16 protein-coding genes are annotated in these 19,950 nt (G+C 60.8%); 6 read left to right on the top strand and 10 right to left on the bottom strand.

Annotated features, from left to right (window positions below):
- Positions 1-165: 165 nt before the first annotated feature.
- From pnp to KHO33_RS08545, 3 genes are all read right to left on the bottom strand, one after another.
- Complete coding sequence (gene pnp / locus KHO33_RS08555; RefSeq protein ID WP_200564453.1) at positions 166-2,313, bottom strand: polyribonucleotide nucleotidyltransferase; 2,148 nt, start codon at positions 2,311-2,313, stop codon at positions 166-168.
- A 338-nt stretch (positions 2,314-2,651) separates the two neighbouring features.
- Complete coding sequence (rpsO, locus tag KHO33_RS08550; RefSeq protein ID WP_011487489.1) at positions 2,652-2,924, bottom strand: 30S ribosomal protein S15; 273 nt, start codon at positions 2,922-2,924, stop codon at positions 2,652-2,654.
- A 194-nt stretch (positions 2,925-3,118) separates the two neighbouring features.
- Positions 3,119-4,441, bottom strand: coding sequence for a branched-chain amino acid ABC transporter substrate-binding protein (locus KHO33_RS08545; RefSeq protein WP_200564452.1), 1,323 nt, complete (start codon positions 4,439-4,441; stop codon positions 3,119-3,121).
- Positions 4,442-4,625: 184 nt separating this feature from the next.
- Between KHO33_RS08545 and KHO33_RS08540 the strand changes: the two genes are divergently transcribed.
- The 3 genes from KHO33_RS08540 to KHO33_RS08530 all read left to right on the top strand — a co-directional run bounded on the left by KHO33_RS08540 (position 4,626) and on the right by KHO33_RS08530 (position 7,730).
- Positions 4,626-5,189, top strand: coding sequence for a hypothetical protein (locus KHO33_RS08540; RefSeq protein ID WP_200564451.1), 564 nt, complete (start codon positions 4,626-4,628; stop codon positions 5,187-5,189).
- Positions 5,190-5,419: 230 nt separating this feature from the next.
- Positions 5,420-6,055: a carbonic anhydrase gene (locus KHO33_RS08535; RefSeq protein WP_200564450.1), complete on the top strand. Its 636-nt coding sequence runs from the start codon at positions 5,420-5,422 to the stop codon at positions 6,053-6,055.
- Between the two features lie 94 nt (positions 6,056-6,149).
- Positions 6,150-7,730, top strand: a complete 1,581-nt coding sequence (locus KHO33_RS08530; protein WP_200564449.1) for a SulP family inorganic anion transporter — start codon at positions 6,150-6,152, stop codon at positions 7,728-7,730.
- 135 nt (positions 7,731-7,865) lie between these two features.
- Here the strand turns inward: KHO33_RS08530 and KHO33_RS08525 are convergent, their stop codons facing one another.
- From KHO33_RS08525 to KHO33_RS08495, 7 genes are all read right to left on the bottom strand, one after another.
- Entirely contained in the window at positions 7,866-9,413 is a 1,548-nt protein-coding gene (locus KHO33_RS08525) for a 2-isopropylmalate synthase (protein ID WP_054034966.1), read from the bottom strand.
- A 367-nt stretch (positions 9,414-9,780) separates the two neighbouring features.
- On the bottom strand, positions 9,781-10,650 hold the full coding sequence (pssA, locus tag KHO33_RS08520) for a CDP-diacylglycerol--serine O-phosphatidyltransferase (protein ID WP_200564448.1): 870 nt from the start codon (positions 10,648-10,650) through the stop codon (positions 9,781-9,783).
- Positions 10,651-10,674: 24 nt separating this feature from the next.
- A complete protein-coding gene (locus KHO33_RS08515; protein ID WP_054034968.1) occupies positions 10,675-11,313 on the bottom strand; it encodes a phosphatidylserine decarboxylase in 639 nt (212 codons plus the stop codon).
- 117 nt (positions 11,314-11,430) lie between these two features.
- Positions 11,431-13,131 carry a group II intron reverse transcriptase/maturase gene (gene ltrA, locus KHO33_RS08510; RefSeq protein ID WP_054034969.1) on the bottom strand — a complete coding sequence of 567 codons (1,701 nt, stop codon included), beginning with the start codon at positions 13,129-13,131 and terminating at the stop codon, positions 11,431-11,433.
- Positions 13,132-14,302: 1,171 nt separating this feature from the next.
- Entirely contained in the window at positions 14,303-15,319 is a 1,017-nt protein-coding gene (ilvC, locus tag KHO33_RS08505; RefSeq protein ID WP_012432364.1) for a ketol-acid reductoisomerase, read from the bottom strand.
- Between the two features lie 131 nt (positions 15,320-15,450).
- Positions 15,451-15,942: an acetolactate synthase small subunit gene (gene ilvN / locus KHO33_RS08500; RefSeq protein ID WP_011487482.1), complete on the bottom strand. Its 492-nt coding sequence runs from the start codon at positions 15,940-15,942 to the stop codon at positions 15,451-15,453.
- A 112-nt stretch (positions 15,943-16,054) separates the two neighbouring features.
- The gene (locus tag KHO33_RS08495) at positions 16,055-17,818 is read right to left on the bottom strand and encodes an acetolactate synthase 3 catalytic subunit (RefSeq protein WP_200564447.1); all 1,764 of its coding nucleotides are present in this window, start codon (positions 17,816-17,818) and stop codon (positions 16,055-16,057) included.
- A 363-nt stretch (positions 17,819-18,181) separates the two neighbouring features.
- Between KHO33_RS08495 and KHO33_RS08490 the strand changes: the two genes are divergently transcribed.
- Genes KHO33_RS08490 through KHO33_RS08480 form a run of 3 tightly spaced genes read left to right on the top strand, consistent with a single transcriptional unit; the run spans position 18,182 to position 19,945 of the window.
- Positions 18,182-18,745, top strand: coding sequence for an RNA polymerase sigma factor (locus KHO33_RS08490; protein WP_054034971.1), 564 nt, complete (start codon positions 18,182-18,184; stop codon positions 18,743-18,745).
- Positions 18,742-19,170 carry a DUF3619 family protein gene (locus KHO33_RS08485; RefSeq protein ID WP_054034972.1) on the top strand — a complete coding sequence of 143 codons (429 nt, stop codon included), beginning with the start codon at positions 18,742-18,744 and terminating at the stop codon, positions 19,168-19,170. The genes KHO33_RS08490 and KHO33_RS08485 overlap by 4 nt, the downstream gene beginning before the upstream one ends.
- A gap of 16 nt (positions 19,171-19,186) precedes the next feature.
- Positions 19,187-19,945 carry a DUF3106 domain-containing protein gene (locus KHO33_RS08480; protein ID WP_054034973.1) on the top strand — a complete coding sequence of 253 codons (759 nt, stop codon included), beginning with the start codon at positions 19,187-19,189 and terminating at the stop codon, positions 19,943-19,945.
- Positions 19,946-19,950 lie beyond the last annotated feature (5 nt).

The following is a 19,950-nucleotide window of genomic DNA, read 5'->3' as shown; positions in this document are numbered from 1 at the left end:
GCCTACCGTCGGAAATCGTCTGAACCGAGGCGACTTGCCCCGCTCAGACAGAGTACCCGTTTGCGCCGGTTCGCACCTGCTTGCCGACAACGCAATCCACCCTGCACCCTTCAAGAAAAACGGCCGGCGCGCATTCGCGCTGCCGGCCGTCGCCCTGCTACCGCATTACTGCGGCGTCGGTTCGCCTTGCGGCGCGCCGTTTGCGGCGTCGTTCAGCAACGCCTTGGCCGACAAACGCACGCGGCCCTTTTCGTCCGTCTGGATGACCTTGACCTTCACTTGCTGGCCGTCCTTCAGGTAGTCGTTGATGTCCTTGATACGCTCGTTGGCGATTTCGGAGATGTGCAACAGACCGTCCTTGCCCGGCAGGATGTTCACGATCGCGCCGAAGTCCAGCAGCTTGAGCACAGTGCCTTCGTACACTTGGCCCACTTCGACTTCCAGCGTGATGTTCTCGATACGCTTCTTCGCTTCGGCCATCCCTTCGCTGCTGGTGCTGGCGATGGTGACGACGCCGTCGTCCGAAATATCGATCGTCGTGCCGGTTTCTTCGGTCAATGCGCGGATCACCGAACCACCCTTGCCGATCACGTCGCGGATCTTTTCCGGATTGATCTTGATGGTGATCATGCGCGGTGCGTAGTCCGACAGCACCGTGTTCGCGCCCGACACAGCCGAGGTCATCTTGCCGAGGATGTGCATACGGCCTTCCTTCGCTTGCGCGAGAGCGACCTGCATGATTTCCTTGGTGATGCCCTGGATCTTGATGTCCATCTGCAGCGCAGTCACGCCTTGCTCGGTACCCGCCACCTTGAAGTCCATGTCGCCGAGGTGATCTTCGTCGCCGAGGATGTCGGTCAGCACGGCAAACTTGTTGCCTTCGAGGATCAGGCCCATAGCGATGCCGGCGACGTGCGCCTTCATCGGCACGCCGGCGTCCATCAGCGCGAGGCAGCCGCCACACACCGAAGCCATCGACGACGAACCGTTCGATTCAGTGATTTCCGACACGACGCGGATCGAGTAGCCGAATTCGTCGGCGCTCGGCAGGCATGCAGCCAGCGCGCGCTTGGCCAGACGGCCGTGACCGATTTCACGTCGCTTCGGCGAACCGACGCGACCCGTTTCGCCGGTCGCGAACGGAGGCATGTTGTAGTGGAGCATGAAGCGTTCGCGGTACTCGCCTTCGAGCGCGTCGATGTTCTGCTCGTCGCCCTTGGTGCCCAGCGTTGCGACCACCATAGCCTGCGTTTCGCCACGCGTGAACAGTGCCGAACCGTGCGTACGCGGCAGCACGCCGGTGCGGATTTCGATCGGGCGCACCGTGCGCGTGTCGCGGCCGTCGATACGCGGCTCGCCGTTCAGGATCTGCGTACGGACGATCTTCGCTTCGATGTCGAACAGCACGTTGCCGACGCTAGCCTTGTCCGCTGCAACCGTGCCGGCCGCCGCTGCTTCTTCTTCCAGCTTGGCCGACGTCGCTGCGTAGACTTCCTTCAGCTTGGTCGAACGGGCTTGCTTGTCGCGGATCTGATAAGCAGCGAGCAGCTCGGCTTGCGCCAGTTCCGACACGCGCGCGATCAGCGGCTCATTCTTGGCAGCCGGCTTCCAATCCCATTCCGGCTTGCCACCTTCGCGAACCAGCTCGTGGATCACGTCGATCGCGACCTGCATTTGTTCGTGGCCGAACACCACTGCGCCGAGCATCACTTCTTCGGTCAGTTGTTGTGCTTCCGATTCCACCATCAGCACCGCGCGTTCCGTACCGGCGACGATCAGGTCGAGCGCCGATTCCTTCATCTGCGGACGCGTCGGGTTCAACACGTATTCATTGTTGATGTAGGCCACGCGTGCTGCGCCGACCGGGCCGTTGAACGGCAGACCGGAAATAGCGAGCGCCGCCGACGCGCCGATTAGCGCGGGGATGTCAGCGGGAATTTCGGGGTTCAGCGACAGGACGTGGATCACGACCTGGACTTCGTTGTAGAAGCCTTCCGGGAAAAGCGGACGCAGCGGACGGTCGATCAGGCGCGAGATCAGCGTTTCGCCTTCCGACGGACGGCCTTCGCGGCGGAAGAAACCACCGGGGATCTTGCCTGCAGCGTAGGTCTTTTCGAGGTAATCGACGGTCAGCGGGAAGAAGTCCTGGCCCGGCTTGGCGGTCTTGGCGCCGACCACAGTAGCCAGCACGACGGTGTCTTCGACATCGACGATCACCGCGCCGCTCGCCTGACGAGCGATTTCGCCCGTTTCGAGGCGAACCTTATGTTGGCCCCACTGAAATTCTTTGACGATCTTATTGAACATAGTCATTGCTTTTCCTCTTCGTTATGCCGCGCGGACCAGAAGCGGCGCGGCAACGCCAGGACCGGCGCCACAGGGGAAGAGTAGTGTTATGCCATTCCAGAGAACCACGCCCTACGTTATGTACGCGCGCGAACCGCTGGAATGACACAAAGCTCTGCCCTGAAGCCCGGCCGTATTTCTGCTTTTTGCTGCTTTTTTTACTGCTGTTTTCCTGCTAGGCGCCGCATGAATCGTCACGCTACCGCGACCGGCAGGCGGTGCGCATCACATGAAGCGCACCGTGCAAAAACAAAATGCCTGCATCAGTGGAACTGACACAGGCATCTTGCTGAACGACTGGCCGATTACTTACGCAGACCCAGCTTCTCGATCAGTGCGCGGTAACGATCCGCGTCCTTACCCTTCAGGTAGTCGAGCAGCTTACGACGGCGGCTCACCATGCGCAGCAGACCGCGGCGGCTGTGGTGATCCTTCGTGTGTGCCTTGAAGTGAACGGTCAGTTCGTTGATGCGGGTCGTGAGCAGCGCGACCTGAACTTCGGGGGAGCCGGTGTCGTTAGCTGCGCGTGCGAATTGCGCAACGACTTCGGACTTCTTGCTTGTTTCAACTGCGGACATGTCGATTTCCTTAAGAACTAGACAGGCGGTCACGGAAGAAAGGCCGTGCCGTGGGTTACCCGTGCGCGCACATCTGCGATTACTTACAGCCATGCCTCACAACGGGACGCGTATTGTAGCACAGCCCAATCCGGCCGCGAACCCTGCTGTGCCGGGCGGGATCATGGCCGGCCCGGGTTTGTTCAGGGGCTGTTTTACGGCCGTTTCATCTTGCATACAGTCGGCGGCACAGTCCGCTCGGGCGGCAAAGCCAGCACCGTGCGGAAACCATAGCCTGAACCTTCGTTGTCGAACTTGACGCCCGGCGTGCCGGCCTTGTCCATTTCCATCACGTAAAGGGGCTGGATCAGCTGATGGTCGTCGGCACGCATCCAGGAGGCGTGGAAGCCGTTGTCGAACTTGATGCCCTCCAACGTCCGGGCGACCGCTGTCGGGTCCGCACTGCCGGCGCGGTTCATCGCCACGGCGAGGGTTTCGATCATCAGCGGCATGCGCAGCACCGGGTAGTCATCTTGCGCAGCCGGGAAACGGGCGCGAAACGCCGCGTACCAGGCGTCGGAGGCCGCGCCGCCGGCGTTCGGATGCCAGTCCGCCACCGCGATCACGTGTTTGACGCCGGCGTCGCCCAACGCGGCAGGCGCCCCGAGGCTGTTGCCGTAGAAGGTGTAAAACCGGGTGTCCAGACCCTGCTCTCGCGCCGCTTTGACCAGAAGCGTCAGGTCGTTGCCCCAGTTGCCGGTGATCACCGCATCCGCGCCGCTCGCGCGGATCTTCGCGATGTAAGGCGCGAAGTCCTTCACGCGGCCGATCGGATGAAATTCGTCGCCGACAACCGCAATATCCGGGCGCTTGGTCGCCAGGGTCGAACGCGCGAGGCTGCTGACGTCGTGGCCGAAGCTGTAGTCCTGATTCAGCAGATAGACCTTCTTCACCGCTTTGTCGCGCTGGATCACATCGGCCAGCGCATCCATGCGCATGCCCGCGTGCGCATCGAAACGGAAGTGCCAGAAACTGCAATTGCCGTTGGTCAGGGCGGGATCGTCGGCGGAATAATTGAGGAACAGTTCGCGGTTGCCCGGTTCGCGGCTGTTCTGTTTCTCGATCGCGCCGATCAGCGCCGCAGCGACCGCCGAGCTGTTGCCCTGCATGATGTAGCCGATATGGCGGTCGGCGGCCGCGCGCAGTTGCACGAGCGCCTCTTCGGCGCTGCCCTTGCTGTCGAGCACCACCAGTTCGAGCGGATGCGCGCCGTCGGCGAGCTTGACGCCGCCTTCCGCATTCACCTGTTCGACGCCGAAGCGCAGATTGCGCTCCACCGCCGCGCCCGCATTAGCGAAGGGGCCGGACATGCCTTCGATCAGCGCCAGTTGGATCGGTGTACCCGCCGGCTTATTGACCGGCTTGCTTGCCGGACCCGGCACCGTTTCTCCCGCGGCGAGCGCCGCCGCGGCCATCGAAATCGCCGCCAGCGCCACGACTCCCGCTGCTGCCGCCCGTTGCCACTTCGCCATCGTCATTGCCCCGCTGGATTCGTCGAAGCGCGGATCATAGGGCGTTCCAGATGGAATAAGCAAGCCGGCAAAGCCGTTATCGTAATAACAGCCAGGGCCTGTACGACGCGCAAATCTTTTGCCGCCGCCCGTGTCAAAATAATGCGTCTCGATGATAAAAACCGCTACACAAATGCCATCGGAGGAATTCATGTTCAACCGCCACCCATCCACGGCGGCCTCGATCGAAGCGCCGCCCGCAGCACGCCTGCGCCGCGCCGCGCTCGTCTGCGTGAGCGCACTCGCGCTCACGGCTACGCTCGCCGGCTGCGTGCAGCCATGGCAGCAATACCAACAAGGCGCGGACGAATCGACCATCGTCGCCCGCCTTGGCGCGCCGCGTGAAAGCTACGATCTGCCCAACGGCGGCAAGCGGCTGATGTGGCCGACCCAGCCGATGGGCGAAACCACGACCGCCGCCGACATCGACGCATCCGGCAAGATCGTCACCGTGCGTCAGGTGCTTCAGCCCAACGAGTTCTACCGGGCGGAAATCGGCAATTGGACGAAGAGCGACGTGCTGGTGAACTTCGGCCGCCCCGTCGAAACGTCGTACTTCCCGTTGATGAAGCGCGAGGTCTGGACGTATCGCTATCTGGAAGACAACGTCTGGTACATGATGTACAGCTTCTATTTCGACGACCAGGGCATCGTGCGGCTCACGCAAAAAACGCCTGATCCCTTGCACGATCCGGATCGCCGCAGTCTGTTCTGAGCGCTCGCTCGAACCCATTGCGCATGGATCTGCAAAGCCGCCTCTTCAGGCGGCTTTTTTTTATTTATTGCGCATGCCCGCGAATTTTATTTCGCGCACAGCGTATTTATTTTTTGATAGAAAGGTTTTCGTAAGCATTGGTTCGGTGCCGAATACACCCGCTGCGTGGTCCGCGCACAGCCGTGGTGTCGGCGACGAGTCTGCGCGCCCTACTTACGGAGCCACTATCGATGAACCGTCCGAAACGCCTGCTGGTCGCCAACGTCGCATGGGCGCATGAAACCGCCGCGCGCAACCCCGAATTTTTCCGTGATCTGGTGCGGGGCCAGAATCCGCACGTGCTGTGGGTCGGCTGCTCGGACAGCCGTGTGCCCGCGGAAACCATCACACATTGCGAGCCCGGCGATCTGTTCGTTCACCGCAACATCGCCAATCTTTTTCATCCCGACGACGACAACTCCGCGAGCGTCCTCGAATACGCGGTGCGTGTGCTGAAGGTGGGACACGTGATCGTCTGCGGCCACTATGGCTGCGGCGGTGTGCGTGCCGCCCTGCTGCCGCCGGAGCCGACGTTGCCGCATGTGAATCGGCGGATCGCGCCTCTATGTGCGTTGGCAAAGGCGCATGGCGACGAGCTCCAGGGCCACGCAAGCGAGCGTGAGCGTATCGACCGCCTCGCGGAGTTGAACGTACTCGAACAGGTACGCCAGTTACGCGCGAGTGCGATCGTGCGCGACGCTGACCCGGCACCGCTCGTTCACGGCTGGATCTTCGCGCTCGAGGACGGGCGCATCAAGGTACTCACGTCCGGCTACGAAGCCGATGACGCGATGACCTGCACCACAGCCGCCCATAGCGCCGCCTAGTGCGCGGCGCTTATCAAACCGGCCTCAGCATGGCCTTCGCCTTTGCCCTTGCCTTCGCCGCACACAGGGCTCCATCCACTACTGCACCGACACCATGAACCTACGAGCTTTCTTTTCCACGTTTCAGCGCGATCTGCTGGCAGGCACGGTCGTTTTTCTGGTGGCGCTGCCGCTATGCCTGGGCATCGCCAACGCGTCGGGCGTCGAGCCATTTGCCGGGCTTGTATCGGGCATTGTCGGCGGCCTGGTCGTTGCCGTGCTGAGCGGTTCGCGGCTGAGCGTCAGCGGGCCAGCGGCGGGTCTCGTCGTGATCGTCGTCGACGGAATCGCGCAACTCGGCAGCTTCTCCGCGTTCCTGCTGGCCGTGTTGCTGTCCGGCGCGATTCAATTCGGCTTCGGCGTGCTGAAGGCCGGCAGATTTGCGGCCTATGTGCCATCGCCCGTGATCAAGGGCATGCTTGCGGCGATCGGCGTGCTGCTGATCGTCAAGCAGTTTCCGCTTGCGCTTGGGCTATCGGGCGCGAATGCCTCGGCGGGGTCACAAGCTGCCGCCCAGATGGCCGGCAGCGTAACGACGCCATTCGGCTCGATATCGCTCGCGGCCTGCGTGATCACGCTGCTATCTCTGGCGATTCTGGTGGGTTGGGAAACACGCGCGTTGCGCCGCTTCAAGCTCGTGCGTCTCGTACCCGCACCACTCGCCGTAGTTTTGCTGGGGATCGGCGCTACGCTGCTGCTCAGCCTGCTCGGCCCGTCGTTCGCGCCGCCTGCCGAGCATCGCGTCGCGCTGCCGTCGCTCGAATCGTTCGCCGCGTTGCAAGTTGCCCTCCAATGGGCCGACTTCGGACCGCACTTCGCGCAACTGGTCAATCCAGATGTCTGGCGTGTAGCCATCACACTGGCGATCGTCGCGAGCCTCGAAACGTTGCTGAGCCTCGAAGCGGTCGAGCAGATCGATCCCGCCCGACGTGCCGCGCCGCCGGATCGCGAATTGAAGGCACAGGGCGTGGGTAATCTGATTGCCGGCGCGATCGGTGGCCTGCCGATCACCTCGGTCATTGTGCGCAGCTCCGCCAATGTGCATGCGGGTGCTCAGAGCCGGCTGTCCGCAATCATTCATGGCGTGTTGCTGCTGGTCAGCGTGTTCGCGCTCACCAGCGTCATTAATCTGATTCCGCTTGCGTGCCTCGCAGCGATTCTTATCCTCACCGGCGTGAAGCTCGCCAAACCGTCGTTGTTCGTCGCCATCGCCAAGCAGGGTTTCGCGCCGTTTGCGCCGTTCATCGTCACCCTGGTCGGCGTGCTCGCCACGGATCTGCTGATCGGCATCGTGCTCGGCATTCTGTGCAGCGTGCTGCTCGCGCTATATGCGAACCTGCGCAGCCCAATCGTGCTCGCGCAGCACGGCGATCATTATCTGCTGTCGTTTCGCAAGGACGTGTCGTTTCTCGGCAAGGTGCCGCTCAAGCACTACCTGCAGCAGATTCCCGACGGCGCGACCTTGATCGTCGACGCAACGCGTGCCGATTTCGTCGATCACGATGTGCGCGAACTGCTGGACACGTTTGTCGCCGATGCGCCGCGCCGCGAGATCGCAGTCGAAGTGCGGCATCAAGTCCAGGCACAGGCTCGCGCGGCGCGCGGGTGGTCGATGCGGCGCGCGGCTGCGGAGTAGTCTCAGCGCGCGGCACTTCAGCGCGGCATCCACGAGGAGGAGACATCACAAAAGCAAGAAGCCCTGTGCTTTGCAGGGCACAGGGCTTCTCGACAATCCGGTTCAGCGGGCACGCAATCAGCGCGCCTGCTTCCATCACTCCGAACGTTGCGGATTCAACTTATCGAAGTTCGAATGCAGCTTGTTCAGCGCCGAGATATACGCCTTCGCGGAAGCCGCGACGATATCCGGATCGGTGCCCACACCGTTGACGATGCGCCCGCTCCTGGACAGCCGCACGGTCACTTCGCCTTGCGCTTGCGTACCGGTGGTAATGGCGTTCACCGAGTACAGCAGCAACTCCGAACCGCTGCCCACTTCCGTTTCGATCGCATTGAGCGTGGCATCCACGGGACCGTTGCCACGTGCTTCCCCGGTCACTTCCTTGCCTTCCACCGAGAACACGATCTTCGCGTGCGGTTGCTCACCGGTTTCCGAATGCTGCGACAACGACAGGAACTTGTAGTGCTCCTTCTCCTGCGCTTCCGCCGATTCCTCGGTGACAATCGCGATGATGTCTTCGTCGAAGATTTCCGACTTGCGGTCGGCCAATTCCTTGAAGCGCGCGAACGCGGTGTTCAGTTCGCCTTCGCTATCGAGCGCGATACCCAGTTCCTGCAGGCGCTGCTTGAATGCATTGCGGCCCGACAACTTGCCGAGCACGATCTTGTTCGCGCTCCAGCCCACATCTTCGGCACGCATGATTTCGTACGTGTCGCGCGCTTTCAGCACGCCGTCCTGGTGAATGCCGGATGCGTGCGCAAATGCGTTAGCGCCAACCACCGCCTTGTTCGGCTGCACGACGAAACCGGTGATCTGCGACACCAGCTTCGAAGCCGGCACGATCTGGGTCGTATCGAGACCAATCTCGAGGCCGAAGTAATCCTTGCGGGTCTTCACCGCCATCACGATTTCTTCGAGCGACGTATTACCCGCACGCTCGCCGAGACCGTTGATCGTGCACTCGACCTGACGCGCGCCGCCGATCTGCACACCGGCCAGCGAGTTCGCCACCGCCATGCCGAGGTCGTTATGGCAATGCACCGAGAACACCGCCTTATGCGAGTTCGGAATCCGCTCGCGCAGCGTCTTCACGAGCTGGCCGTACAACTCCGGCACGCCGTAGCCGACCGTATCCGCGATGTTGATCGTGGTCGCGCCTTCGGCGATGACCGCTTCCAGCACGCGGCACAGGAAATCCATGTCCGAACGGCTGCCGTCTTCCGGCGAGAACTCGACGTCGTCCGTGAACTTGCGCGCGAAACGCACCGCCAGCTTTGCCTGTTCGAACACCTGATCCGGCGTCATGCGCAGCTTCTTTTCCATATGCAGCGGCGACGTTGCGATGAACGTGTGGATGCGGAAATGATCGGCCGGCTTGAGTGCGTCAGCAGCGCGTTGAATGTCTTTGTCGTTCGCACGGGCCAGCGAGCAGATCGTGCTGTCCTTGATCAGGCCCGCGATGGTGTGGATCGAATCGAAGTCGCCATTCGAACTGGCCGCGAAGCCCGCTTCGATCACGTCCACCTTCATCCGTTCGAGCTGCTTTGCGATGCGGATTTTTTCTTCTTTCGTCATCGACGCGCCGGGCGATTGCTCGCCGTCACGCAACGTGGTGTCGAATATGATCAGTTTGTCGGCCATGTCGGGTCTCCTGGGGAGTCGTTCAATTGTGGGGATCGGATATTGGAATTCGGGCGTTTTGCGCCACCGTTGGCGACGCTATAAGCCGCAGACGAGGCAGACGGAGGGCGGAAAACGATAAGCGATCAGCGCGCCAGATGCGCCAGCACTAGCGCACCCGCGGCGCACCAGCTTGTTGAGGCTCGTGCTGCAGCTCAAATGGGAACCTGAACGCATTTATCCAACGACTATAGCGGCATTCCCGTCGCCGTGCAATTGGCGTCGGACCTGCCTGCCGCGCGCCGCCGGACGGGCTCGACAACGAAAAACGGCAGCCTGCGAAGGCTGCCGTTTTCTCATGTCACGTTCATGTAACGAAGGGGCGCCGTTACCTGTCTCGCGCCACGGACCGAGCCGGATTCGCCCTGCCTCGCAGTGCCTGGTAGCCCCAGAACACATAGCCCGACAGGCCGTACAGCACGAACAGGCCGAACAGCATCAGCGGCGGATCGGACGACACCAGCACGAATGCCACCACCACCAGCAGAATCACGCCGAACGGCACGCGGTGCCGCACGTCGAGCGCCTTGCCGCTGTAGAACGGCGCGTTCGACACCATCGTCACACCAGCATAGATGGTCAGCACAAACGCGACCCACGGCAGCCACACCAGCTTTAGCGGTACGCGGTTATCGGTGGCGAGCCACACGAAACCCGCGATCAGCGCCGCGGCCGCCGGACTGGGCATGCCCTGGAAGAAGCGCTTGTCGACCACGCCGATGTTCGTGTTGAAGCGCGCGAGACGCAACGCCGCCCCCGAACAGTAGACGAACGCCGCGAGCCAGCCCCAGCGGCCGAGATCCTTCAGAATCCACTCGTACATCACGAGCGCCGGCGCCACACCGAACGAGACCATGTCCGAGAGACTGTCGAACTGTTCGCCGAACGCACTTTGCGTATGCGTCATGCGGGCGACGCGGCCGTCCATGCCGTCCAGCACCATCGCCACGAAGATCGCGATTGCCGCGATTTCGAAGCGCACGTTCATCGCCTGCACCACGGCGAAGAAGCCGCAAAAGAGCGCGGCGGTGGTGAACGCGTTCGGCAGCAGGTAAATGCCGCGCTTCCTCAGGAACTGCTGACGCTGAGCGCGCCGGCTCTCGACTGCTCCGGTCTCCGCCACGATCGGCTTGTTACGGCGGAACGGACGCGGGAGCTGCCCGCTGTTGCGGGGTCGACGCGGTTTGAATGCGGCCATTCGGAAAACCTCCTTGGTGCCGCTTTATAGTTCAGCGAGGATCGTGGACGACGCGGAAACCTTCTCGCCGATCGACACACGCGGACGGCTGCCAACCGGCAGGTACACGTCGACACGCGAGCCAAAACGGATAAATCCATAACGCTGGCCACGCGTAAGCGGCTCACCTGAACGTACGTAGCAAAGAATGCGCCGCGCAATCAGACCGGCGATCTGCACCGACGTCACCGTCTGGCCGCCGGCCATTTCGATCACCACGGCATTGCGCTCGTTTTCGAGCGAAGCCTTATCCACAGCGGCATTCAGATACGCGCCCGGGAAATATTCGACCTTGGAGATCGCACCGTCCACCGGTGAGCGCTGCGAATGGACATTGAAAACGTTCATGAACACGCTGATCTTCAGCGCTTCACGGTTGGCATACGGATCATGCGCTGTCTCGACTGCGACGATACGGCCGTCGGCCGGGCACAGTACGGCGTTCGCCTGAGTCGGAATCGGGCGCGCAGGATCGCGGAAAAACTGCACGACGAAGATCAGGATCAGCCAGAACAGCCATGCAAAGCCGAATCCCGCGAAGGCATGAACCAGTAATGCAACGACGGCCGCGATGGCGATGAACGGCCAGCCTTCTCGCGCGATGATCGGATGAGGGTAATTCATGGATGGCTTCTGTATTTTTGGAGGGTAGCCCCCCTTCCTCGCGGAAGAAGGGCCCCCTAAGAACCGTACGTGCGAGTTTCCCCGCATACGGCTCAAATCTACAAACAAAGCCCGGTCTTAGGACCGGGCCGGCTTAGTTACCGCAATTTTACCTGCGTGCACCTGCTGATGGCAGTGCGGGTGAAGCAGAACCCTGTTCGAGAGAGCGTCCGTGCCACCATGCATCCGATACTCTAGATGATGGTCATGCCAGCCGGTCTCCTTTGTCAGGGCACAGCCACAATGCGAGCAAAGCCCGTCTTGCGACATATACAGCGAAACCCATTGCTTCCGATAACGCATTGAGTGTTCCATGCGCGCCTGTCGCAACTGTTCGCCGTACTGCTCCCACTCAGGATCAAAGGGATTGAATGCTCCTTTGACCTTTCTGTGTCGCTTAATTTCCGTACCGCTGATCTGGTACAGGCTAAGCAACCCCTTACCACCGTCGTCACGAGCTACAGGAGCAGCGAACACCCAGTGTCGATTGCCCTCCGAGTGAAAGTATTTCTTCTTCACCCATTCGGCGCTCTTGTTCAGGTGCCGCCTCTTCGACCACCGCCAAAGCCTTCGGAAAATCAAAGACTCCATGCGGCTGTATGCCTCTTTGGCGACCACAGGACTGTGATACTGCGCCCAGCCCCGTAGCATCGGGTTCAGCAGTCGAATCAGATTCTCCTGCTTTACCGTCTTATGACCGCTGATCGTATCCGCCACCTTGCGATAGAACGTTTTCACGTTCTTCTTGCTCGGCTTGATGAGTAGCGTCCCCGAGTACTTACGGAAATTCCACCCCAGGAAATCGAAGCCTTGGTCAATGTGCGTGATCCGCGTTTTCTCCTCGGACAGTTGCAGACCTCGAACGGCAAGGAATGTTTCCACCCAAGGTCGAACTTCCTGCTCCAGCAACTCTTGCGAGTCACCGGTGATCACGAAGTCGTCCGCGTACCGCACCACATTGACTTTAAGCTTGTTGGCTTTTGCGATCCCAAACTTCGCACTAAGGTGCGCTAGCAGTTCTCGCTCCAGCCCGTTCAGCGTCACATTCGCCAGCGTCGGAGAAATGATCCCTCCTTGCGGCGTACCGGCCTCTGTCGCCTGAAGCTGCCCCTTGTAAATCAGGCCAGCTTTCAGCCATTTCCGGAGGATTTCCTTGTCCATCAGGACATGGGTCTCCAACCAGTTATGGCTAATATGGTCGAAGCATCCCTTGATATCCGCCTCCAGCACCCAACGGGCTGAGCCCTTCTGGGACATGGCGACGAATATCTGTGACATGGCGTCAGCCGTCGAGCGGTTTAACCTGAACCCATAAGAGTTCGGGTCGCTCGTCGATTCCGACACCGGCTCCAAGGCCAGCAGATACAAGGCTTGCATCGCCCTGTCCCGCATGGTCGGAATGCCCAGAGGGCGCTCCTTTCCATTGGCCTTGGGGATAAAGACTCTCCGTAAAGGCAGAGGCTTATATCCACGCCGCTTCAACCTGCCGACAGCAAGCCATCGGCTCTCAGGCGAGTCCCAAAGTTCGCGATCGACTCCAGCCGTTCGCGCACCCTGATTCTGCGTAACACGTCGTACCGCATACAGCTTTGCGGACAACGTGCGGGTCAACATCCGTTGCAGGGCTCTCCCCCTGCGCCAGTTGCCTTCCCGCGTCGCCTTCGCAATTCGAATCTGCATCCCTCTCACGTTCCGTTCAACCCGCCGCCAATCTACGGCGTACCAGTTGTCCGGCGCGTGGGAAAGCGCAGATCCGTCCTTTCGGACAGATACTCTCATGCTGCTCTCCTACTCGAAGAAGTGAATCCCGAGCGAAGAACAGATCGCCCCTTGCGGGAGCGATCTGCTCCCGCAAGGGGGTTAAAAACATATGCTGACGGTCCAGAAGCCCGACAGCAATCATCTTCCAGCTAAGGGTTAGTCAGCCATCTTGCGACGGTAGACCAGACGGAAGTCTGCCCGCTTTCGCGTGGGGTAATGTTCCAACCCCTATCCGACCCATTACAGACCGGCTTTCGCTTTCTCCGTCATCCCATACCTGCACAATCAACAGCGTCCCTCACGGTTCGCCTGCCAGTCAAACTACGACCGGCAACCATACAGGCTTACCACGTTCCCAGCGTGTCACACGACTGACTTAGGTTCTGCCTATTCCCCGGCGGTCCGATGACGACGTAACCCGAATTTACAGCGGGTTATCCGACCGCACACCTGTTTGGTTGATGCCTGTCAGCAGCTTTGGCACCGTCCTACTTACGAGGTTTATCAGCAGTTCACTTGCATTAACCATATCAGCCAGCCTAGCCCCTCAACCCCGTTGCTGCTGGGAGTCTCCGGATGGTCATCTCGCAACCACCATCCGCCCGAACTTCCGGGGGGTACATTGTTAGAAGAGCTTCACACCCCACCATTGCCAGTGACGCGTGTCTTCCTAGGCTACTGCTGGTCGTACAGCAGGTTCACTACCCTCGCCAATGCAGCCAGCGAGGCCGAACAATGACACACCGAGCTTTTCGCTCGTATCGTTTAGCGACTCCGTTGCCCTGAGGCGCAGGAATTGCAAACATCACCCCGCCCTGTCGGCGGAGATGAAGCCGCTGACTGGGCGGGACCTGACGGTAATCAGGTCAATGCAATGCGGTTGACGGCGGAATGCACCGTGTCCCGTGTTCACTACTAAGGTGTGCCCCTAAGGACACATCTACGGCTTAAAGTGCGGCTCACAAGGGAGCCGCCTGCGGAGGGCATGGTGAGTCCAGTCGAGACCTTCCTCAATAACCCTCTAGTCGATGCCCCGTAACGTGGGGCTGACGGACACGAGCGTGCGTGTCGCACGTAAAACCGTAGGATAGCAAAAGCCGCCCAGGGTTCAGCACCCTTGGACGGCTTTTTGCATTACCGGCTGCTGCGACGAGGCGCCGCGCCGGTCAGATGCGATAAAACTGGCTTCTTAGTTCTTCGACTGGTCGACCAGCTTGTTCGCGGCGATCCACGGCATCATCGAACGCAACTTGGCACCAACCGTTTCGATCTGGTGCTCGGCCGTCAGACGGCGGCGCGATTGCAGCGTCGGTGCGCCAGCCTTGTTTTCGATGATGAAGCTCTTTGCGTACTCGCCGGTCTGAATGTCCGTCAGCACGGCCTTCATCGCCTTCTTCGTTTCAGCCGTCACGATACGCGGACCCGTCACGTACTCGCCGTATTCGGCGTTGTTCGAGATCGAGTAGTTCATGTTCGCGATGCCGCCTTCGTAGATCAGGTCGACGATCAGCTTCAGTTCGTGCAGGCACTCGAAGTACGCCATTTCCGGCGCGTAACCCGCTTCCACCAGCGTTTCGAAGCCGGCCTTGATCAGATCGACCGTACCGCCGCACAGCACGGCTTGTTCGCCGAACAGGTCGGTTTCCGTTTCTTCGCGGAAGTTCGTTTCGATGATGCCGGCACGGCCGCCGCCGTTCGCAGCTGCGTACGACAGGGCGATGTCACGCGCTGCGCCCGACTTGTCTTGTGCAACGGCGATCAGGTGGGGCACGCCGCCACCTTGCGAGTACGTACCACGAACCGTGTGGCCCGGTGCCTTCGGCGCGATCATGATCACGTCCAGATCCGCACGCGGGATCACCTGACCGTAGTGCACGTTGAAGCCGTGTGCGAAGGCGAGCGCTGCGCCTTGCTTGATGTTGGCGTGCACTTCCTTTGCGTAGACTTCGGCGATCTGCTCGTCCGGCAGCAGCATCATGACGACGTCCGCGCCCTTGACGGCTTCCGCCACTTCCTTGACTTGCAGGCCGGCGTTCTCAGCCTTGCTCCACGATGCGCCGCCCTTGCGCAGACCGACCGTGATGTTCACGCCGCTTTCCTTCAGGTTCAGCGCGTGAGCATGGCCTTGCGAGCCATAGCCGATGATGGTGACTTGCTTGCCCTTGATGAGGGAGAGGTCGGCGTCCTTGTCGTAGAAAACTTTCATGTCGGTTCCTTGGCTAAATTCGGTGAAATCAGTGAAATACAAATACTGCGAATGGTGTGTTGCTTGGCCGGGCTCTTGAAGGCACTGCCCGGCCCCGATCGAAACGTTAGCGAATCGTCGATAAGCGCGCGTCAAACCTTCAGAATGCGCTCGCCGCGGCCGATGCCCGAACTGCCCGTACGGACGGTTTCAAGAATTGCAGTCGCGTCGATCCCTTCAATGAAGGCATCGAGCTTGTCGCTCGCGCCCGTCAGTTCGATCGTGTAGGTCTTTTCTGTGACGTCGATGATGCGGCCGCGGAAAATATCCGACATCCGTTTCATCTCCTCACGTTCCTTGCCGACCGCCCTCACCTTGATCAACATCAGCTCGCGTTCGATGTGGGCGCCCTCGGTAAGGTCGACCACTTTCACCACCTCGATCAGGCGGTTCAGATGCTTCGTGATCTGTTCGATCACGTCGTCCGAGCCAATGGAGACGATGGTCATGCGCGACAGCGAACGGTCTTCGGTCGGAGCCACCGTCAAGGTTTCAATGTTGTAGCCGCGTGCCGAGAACAGCCCCACCACGCGTGATAACGCGCCCGGTTCGTTTTCCAGCAGGACAGAAATAATGTGTCTCATGTTTCGCTTCTTCCAGATGTTTTGTCGATGTATGCGAGCGGTTTCGCGCCGCTTCGTCCGCCTTCGCCCTTTTTGAAGGCGCGCATGACGAAGCCAACGCTAAAAACCGTCGTTATAGATCTTCCGAACCCATGAGCATCTCAGTGATGCCCTTGCCGGCCTGGACCATCGGCCAGACGTTTTCGGTCGGATCGGTCTGGAAATCGAGAAACACCGTGCGATCTTTCAGGCGCAGCGCTTCCTTCAGCGCCGGCTCGACATCGGCAGTGCGTTCGATACGCATGCCGACATGGCCGTACGCTTCGGCGAGCTTCACGAAATCCGGCAGCGCATCCATGTACGAATGCGAATAGCGCTTGCTGTATTCGATCTGCTGCCACTGGCGCACCATGCCCAGATAGCGGTTGTTCAGCGAAATGATCTTGATGGGCGTCTCGTACTGCTTGCAGGTCGAGAGTTCCTGGATACACATCTGGATCGAGCCTTCGCCCGTGATACAGAGCACGTCGTCGTCCGGGTGCGCCATCTTCACGCCCATCGCCGCCGGCAGGCCGAAGCCCATCGTGCCGAGGCCACCGGAATTGATCCAGCGGCGCGGCTTGTTGAAGCGATAGAACTGCGCCGCCCACATCTGGTGCTGGCCGACGTCTGAACACACGAAGGCATTGCCGTCGGTCAATTCCCACGCCTTTTCCACCACGTACTGCGGCTTGATGATGTCGCTCTTGCGGTCGAACTTCAGGCAGTCTTTGGCGCGCCAGGCTTCGATGTCCTTCCACCAGTCGGCGAGCGCCGCGGTGTCAGGGCCATGCTCGGCCGTTTGCAACTGTTCGATCAGCTCCTTCAGCACTTCCTTCACGTCGCCGACGATCGGAATGTCGACCTTGACGCGCTTGGAGATGGAAGAAGGATCGATGTCGATATGGATGATCTTGCGCGGGCGCGATGCGAAGTGCGCCGGGTCGCCGATCACACGGTCGTCGAAGCGCGCGCCGATCGCGATCAGCACGTCGCAGTGCTGCATCGCCATGTTGGCTTCGTACGTGCCGTGCATGCCGAGCATGCCGAGGAATTTCTTGTCGCTCGCGCGGTAGCCGCCCAGACCCATCAACGTGTTGGTGATCGGGTAACCGAGCAGATCGGCGAACTGGTTCAGCTCACGCGACGCATCCGCGAGGATAATGCCGCCGCCGGTGTAGATATACGGACGCTTGGCCGACAGCAACAAGGCCACGGCCTTGCGGATCTGGCCGGAGTGACCTTTCGTGACCGGGTTGTACGAGCGCAGCGAAACGGTCTTGAGCGGTTCGTACTGGCACGGCATCTTCGACACGTCTTTCGGAATGTCGATCAGCACCGGGCCGGGACGGCCGGTACGGGCGATATAGAAAGCTTTCTTGACGGTAGCGGCGAGGTCGCGCACGTCCTTCACGAGGAAGTTGTGCTTCACGCAGGGACGCGTGATGCCGACCGTATCGCACTCCTGGAACGCATCCTGACCGATCGCAGCAGTCGGCACCTGGCCGCTGATGATCACCATCGGGATCGAATCCATGTAGGCCGTGGCGATGCCGGTCACCGCATTGGTAACGCCGGGGCCGGAGGTCACGAGGCACACGCCCACTTTGCCGGTGGAACGCGCATAGGCGTCGGCGGCATGGACTGCGGCTTGTTCGTGGCGCACGAGGACGTGCTGGAATTTGTCCTGCTTGTACAGCTCGTCGTAAATGTAGAGTACCGAGCCGCCGGGATAACCCCAGATAAACTCGACGTCTTCGTCGGCCAGTGCCTTCATGAGCACGGTGGCGCCGATAGAGTCAGCTTCAGGATGGGGGGTCGTATCCGACGTGGAGAATTCCGCGCTGGGCATATTCATTTATTCACCTTTCGAATTTTCGGCAAAAAATTGATCGGGTGCTCTCTGCCGGGCTTGTGGCTCGGGTTCAAGCGGCGCGTCCAGTTGACAGGTGAGCTTCTTGGGCCACACCTCAATTGAGACAAGTCACTTATGTTGCGAACCAGCGAAGATATCTGCAGATGTTCGCGCGGTCAAGCAAATATTGCCCTGGCGCCCCGCCCCTGAATCCCGCAATGGGTCAAAAACGACCGAGACCGTGTTATAGAGATGCAAGGTAGGACAGGTTTCGCCCCAGCAGAGCGAAAGTTTGTTAGCATCCGCGAGTTTTACGACATTTTTCGACCGATTACGCGCACGCACGCTGCGCCGACCCCCAAACGGATGGCATCAGACAAGGAACTCGCCGATTTTCTGGCGGGCGTCGAAAGGCGCGCATTCAAGCAGACGGTCTACGCCGTGCGGGACGACGACGCCTCGCTCGATATCGTGCAGGACGCGATGATCAAGCTCGCCGAAAAATACGGCGACCGTCCAGCCGCCGAACTTCCGCTCCTGTTTCAGCGTATTCTTCAGAATGCGATGCACGACTATTTCCGTCGTGCCAAAGTGCGCAATACTTGGGTTAGTCTGTTCTCCTCGCTCGGCAACGCCGACGACGACGAATTCGACCCACTCGAAACATTCGAGGCGCAGCAAGGTTCAGCGGGCTCAGAAAGCAACGAACAGAAACTCGAACGCGAACAAGTCTTACAGTTAATCGACGACGAGATCCAAAAGTTACCGGCACGTCAACGGGAGGCGTTTCTCATGCGTTATTGGGAAGATATGGATGTCGCCGAGACTGCCGCCGCGATGGGCTGCTCCGAAGGCAGTGTGAAAACACACTGCTCGCGGGCCACCCACACGCTGGCGCAAGCGCTCAAGGCTAAAGGAATCACGCTATGAGCTCCCTAGAAACCAAAGAACTCGAGTTCGCCCGCCAGGTGCGCCGCGCGCTCGACGAAACCGCCGCCAGTATTCCGCCCGCCACCGTCGACCGGCTCGCCGTGGCGCGCCGTGCCGCGCTCGCTCGCAAGAAGCCCGAGACCGTGAGCGCGCCGGTGTTCGTACCCGCCTTCGCCGGTGCCGGCATGCCCTCCGGTATGCCGCAGGTCGAGATGCCGCAACGCCGCCGCTCGCCGTTGCGCCGCTTTGCGCTCGCCTGGCCGCTCGTCGCGCTGGTCGTCAGCCTCGTGGGCATCGCTTACTGGGAAGACCAGCAACGCACCGCCGAACTCGCCGATATCGATGCAGCCATGCTAAGCGACGACTTGCCGCTCAATGCCTATCTCGATCACGGTTTCAACGCGTACCTATCACGCGCCCACTGAGCGGGAGATTCTTCGGGTGAGTTACAAGCGCGGCTTGGCCGTTGTTTTCGGATGCGCGATCGCGGCCCTGGTGTCGTTTGCCGCGACGTATCCGCGCTTTTATCCGAGCCCGTCGACCGCCAGTGCGCCTGCCGCAGGCGGCAACGCAACCGCCAAGACGCCAGCGCCTACGCTCGCCGTCGAACTGCCAGGCCTGTCCGGCAACACTAGCCCGATGGCATGGTCGCGCCTGAGTTCGGCCGAGCACCTTGCGCTCGCGCCGTTCGCCAGCGTATGGGATTCCTTCAGCGACGAACGCAAGCGAAAATGGATCAAAATCGCAGCGCGTTATCCGAAGTTATCGGCTGATGCACAAAAACGCCTGCATGATCGAATGACTGAATGGGTGCGCATGACACCCGATCAGCGGCGCGTTGCCCGCGAAAACTACCAGGTATCGAAAGAGTTGCCGCGCGAAACCCGCCAGAATGCATGGACGGCTTATCAGCAATTGCCGGAAGAGCAGAAGGAGCGGCTCGCCGCGAGCGAGCGTAAGCGGCGGCCGAGCGTCGTGAGCGCGCCGCCGTCCGGCAAGACCGAGATCAAGGGCCTCGACCGTCTGGTCAATGCCCGCGAGCACGGCGCGAGCGGTGCCGCAGCGGCGAGTGCCGCGGCTGCCGCTGCATTGCCGAGCCCGGCCGTCACGCCGGCGATTCCGGCTGCGGGCAGCTTCGTGCCCGCCACGCCGGTGCCGGTTTCGCCGGCCGAGGCGCCGTCGATCTTCAACGGCTCCTGATCCGC

Source organism: Paraburkholderia nemoris (assembly GCF_905221015.1).
GTDB lineage: Bacteria > Pseudomonadota > Gammaproteobacteria > Burkholderiales > Burkholderiaceae > Paraburkholderia > Paraburkholderia nemoris.
Note: the sequence above shows the minus strand (reverse complement) of the source record. Positions and strands in the feature narration are given on the sequence as shown.

Coding starts and splice junctions, on each gene's coding strand:
- KHO33_RS08545 (WP_200564452.1), bottom strand. CDS start 4,441: ATGACGATGGCGAAGTGGCAACGGGCGGCAGCAGCGGGAGTCGTGGCG.
- KHO33_RS08490 (WP_054034971.1), top strand. CDS start 18,182: ATGGCATCAGACAAGGAACTCGCCGATTTTCTGGCGGGCGTCGAAAGG.
- KHO33_RS08485 (WP_054034972.1), top strand. CDS start 18,742: ATGAGCTCCCTAGAAACCAAAGAACTCGAGTTCGCCCGCCAGGTGCGC.
- KHO33_RS08515 (WP_054034968.1), bottom strand. CDS start 11,313: ATGAATTACCCTCATCCGATCATCGCGCGAGAAGGCTGGCCGTTCATC.
- KHO33_RS08540 (WP_200564451.1), top strand. CDS start 4,626: ATGTTCAACCGCCACCCATCCACGGCGGCCTCGATCGAAGCGCCGCCC.
- pnp (WP_200564453.1), bottom strand. CDS start 2,313: ATGACTATGTTCAATAAGATCGTCAAAGAATTTCAGTGGGGCCAACAT.
- KHO33_RS08535 (WP_200564450.1), top strand. CDS start 5,420: ATGAACCGTCCGAAACGCCTGCTGGTCGCCAACGTCGCATGGGCGCAT.
- pssA (WP_200564448.1), bottom strand. CDS start 10,650: ATGGCCGCATTCAAACCGCGTCGACCCCGCAACAGCGGGCAGCTCCCG.
- ilvN (WP_011487482.1), bottom strand. CDS start 15,942: ATGAGACACATTATTTCTGTCCTGCTGGAAAACGAACCGGGCGCGTTA.
- rpsO (WP_011487489.1), bottom strand. CDS start 2,924: ATGTCCGCAGTTGAAACAAGCAAGAAGTCCGAAGTCGTTGCGCAATTC.
- KHO33_RS08495 (WP_200564447.1), bottom strand. CDS start 17,818: ATGAATATGCCCAGCGCGGAATTCTCCACGTCGGATACGACCCCCCAT.
- ltrA (WP_054034969.1), bottom strand. CDS start 13,131: ATGAGAGTATCTGTCCGAAAGGACGGATCTGCGCTTTCCCACGCGCCG.
- KHO33_RS08525 (WP_054034966.1), bottom strand. CDS start 9,413: ATGGCCGACAAACTGATCATATTCGACACCACGTTGCGTGACGGCGAG.
- ilvC (WP_012432364.1), bottom strand. CDS start 15,319: ATGAAAGTTTTCTACGACAAGGACGCCGACCTCTCCCTCATCAAGGGC.
- KHO33_RS08530 (WP_200564449.1), top strand. CDS start 6,150: ATGAACCTACGAGCTTTCTTTTCCACGTTTCAGCGCGATCTGCTGGCA.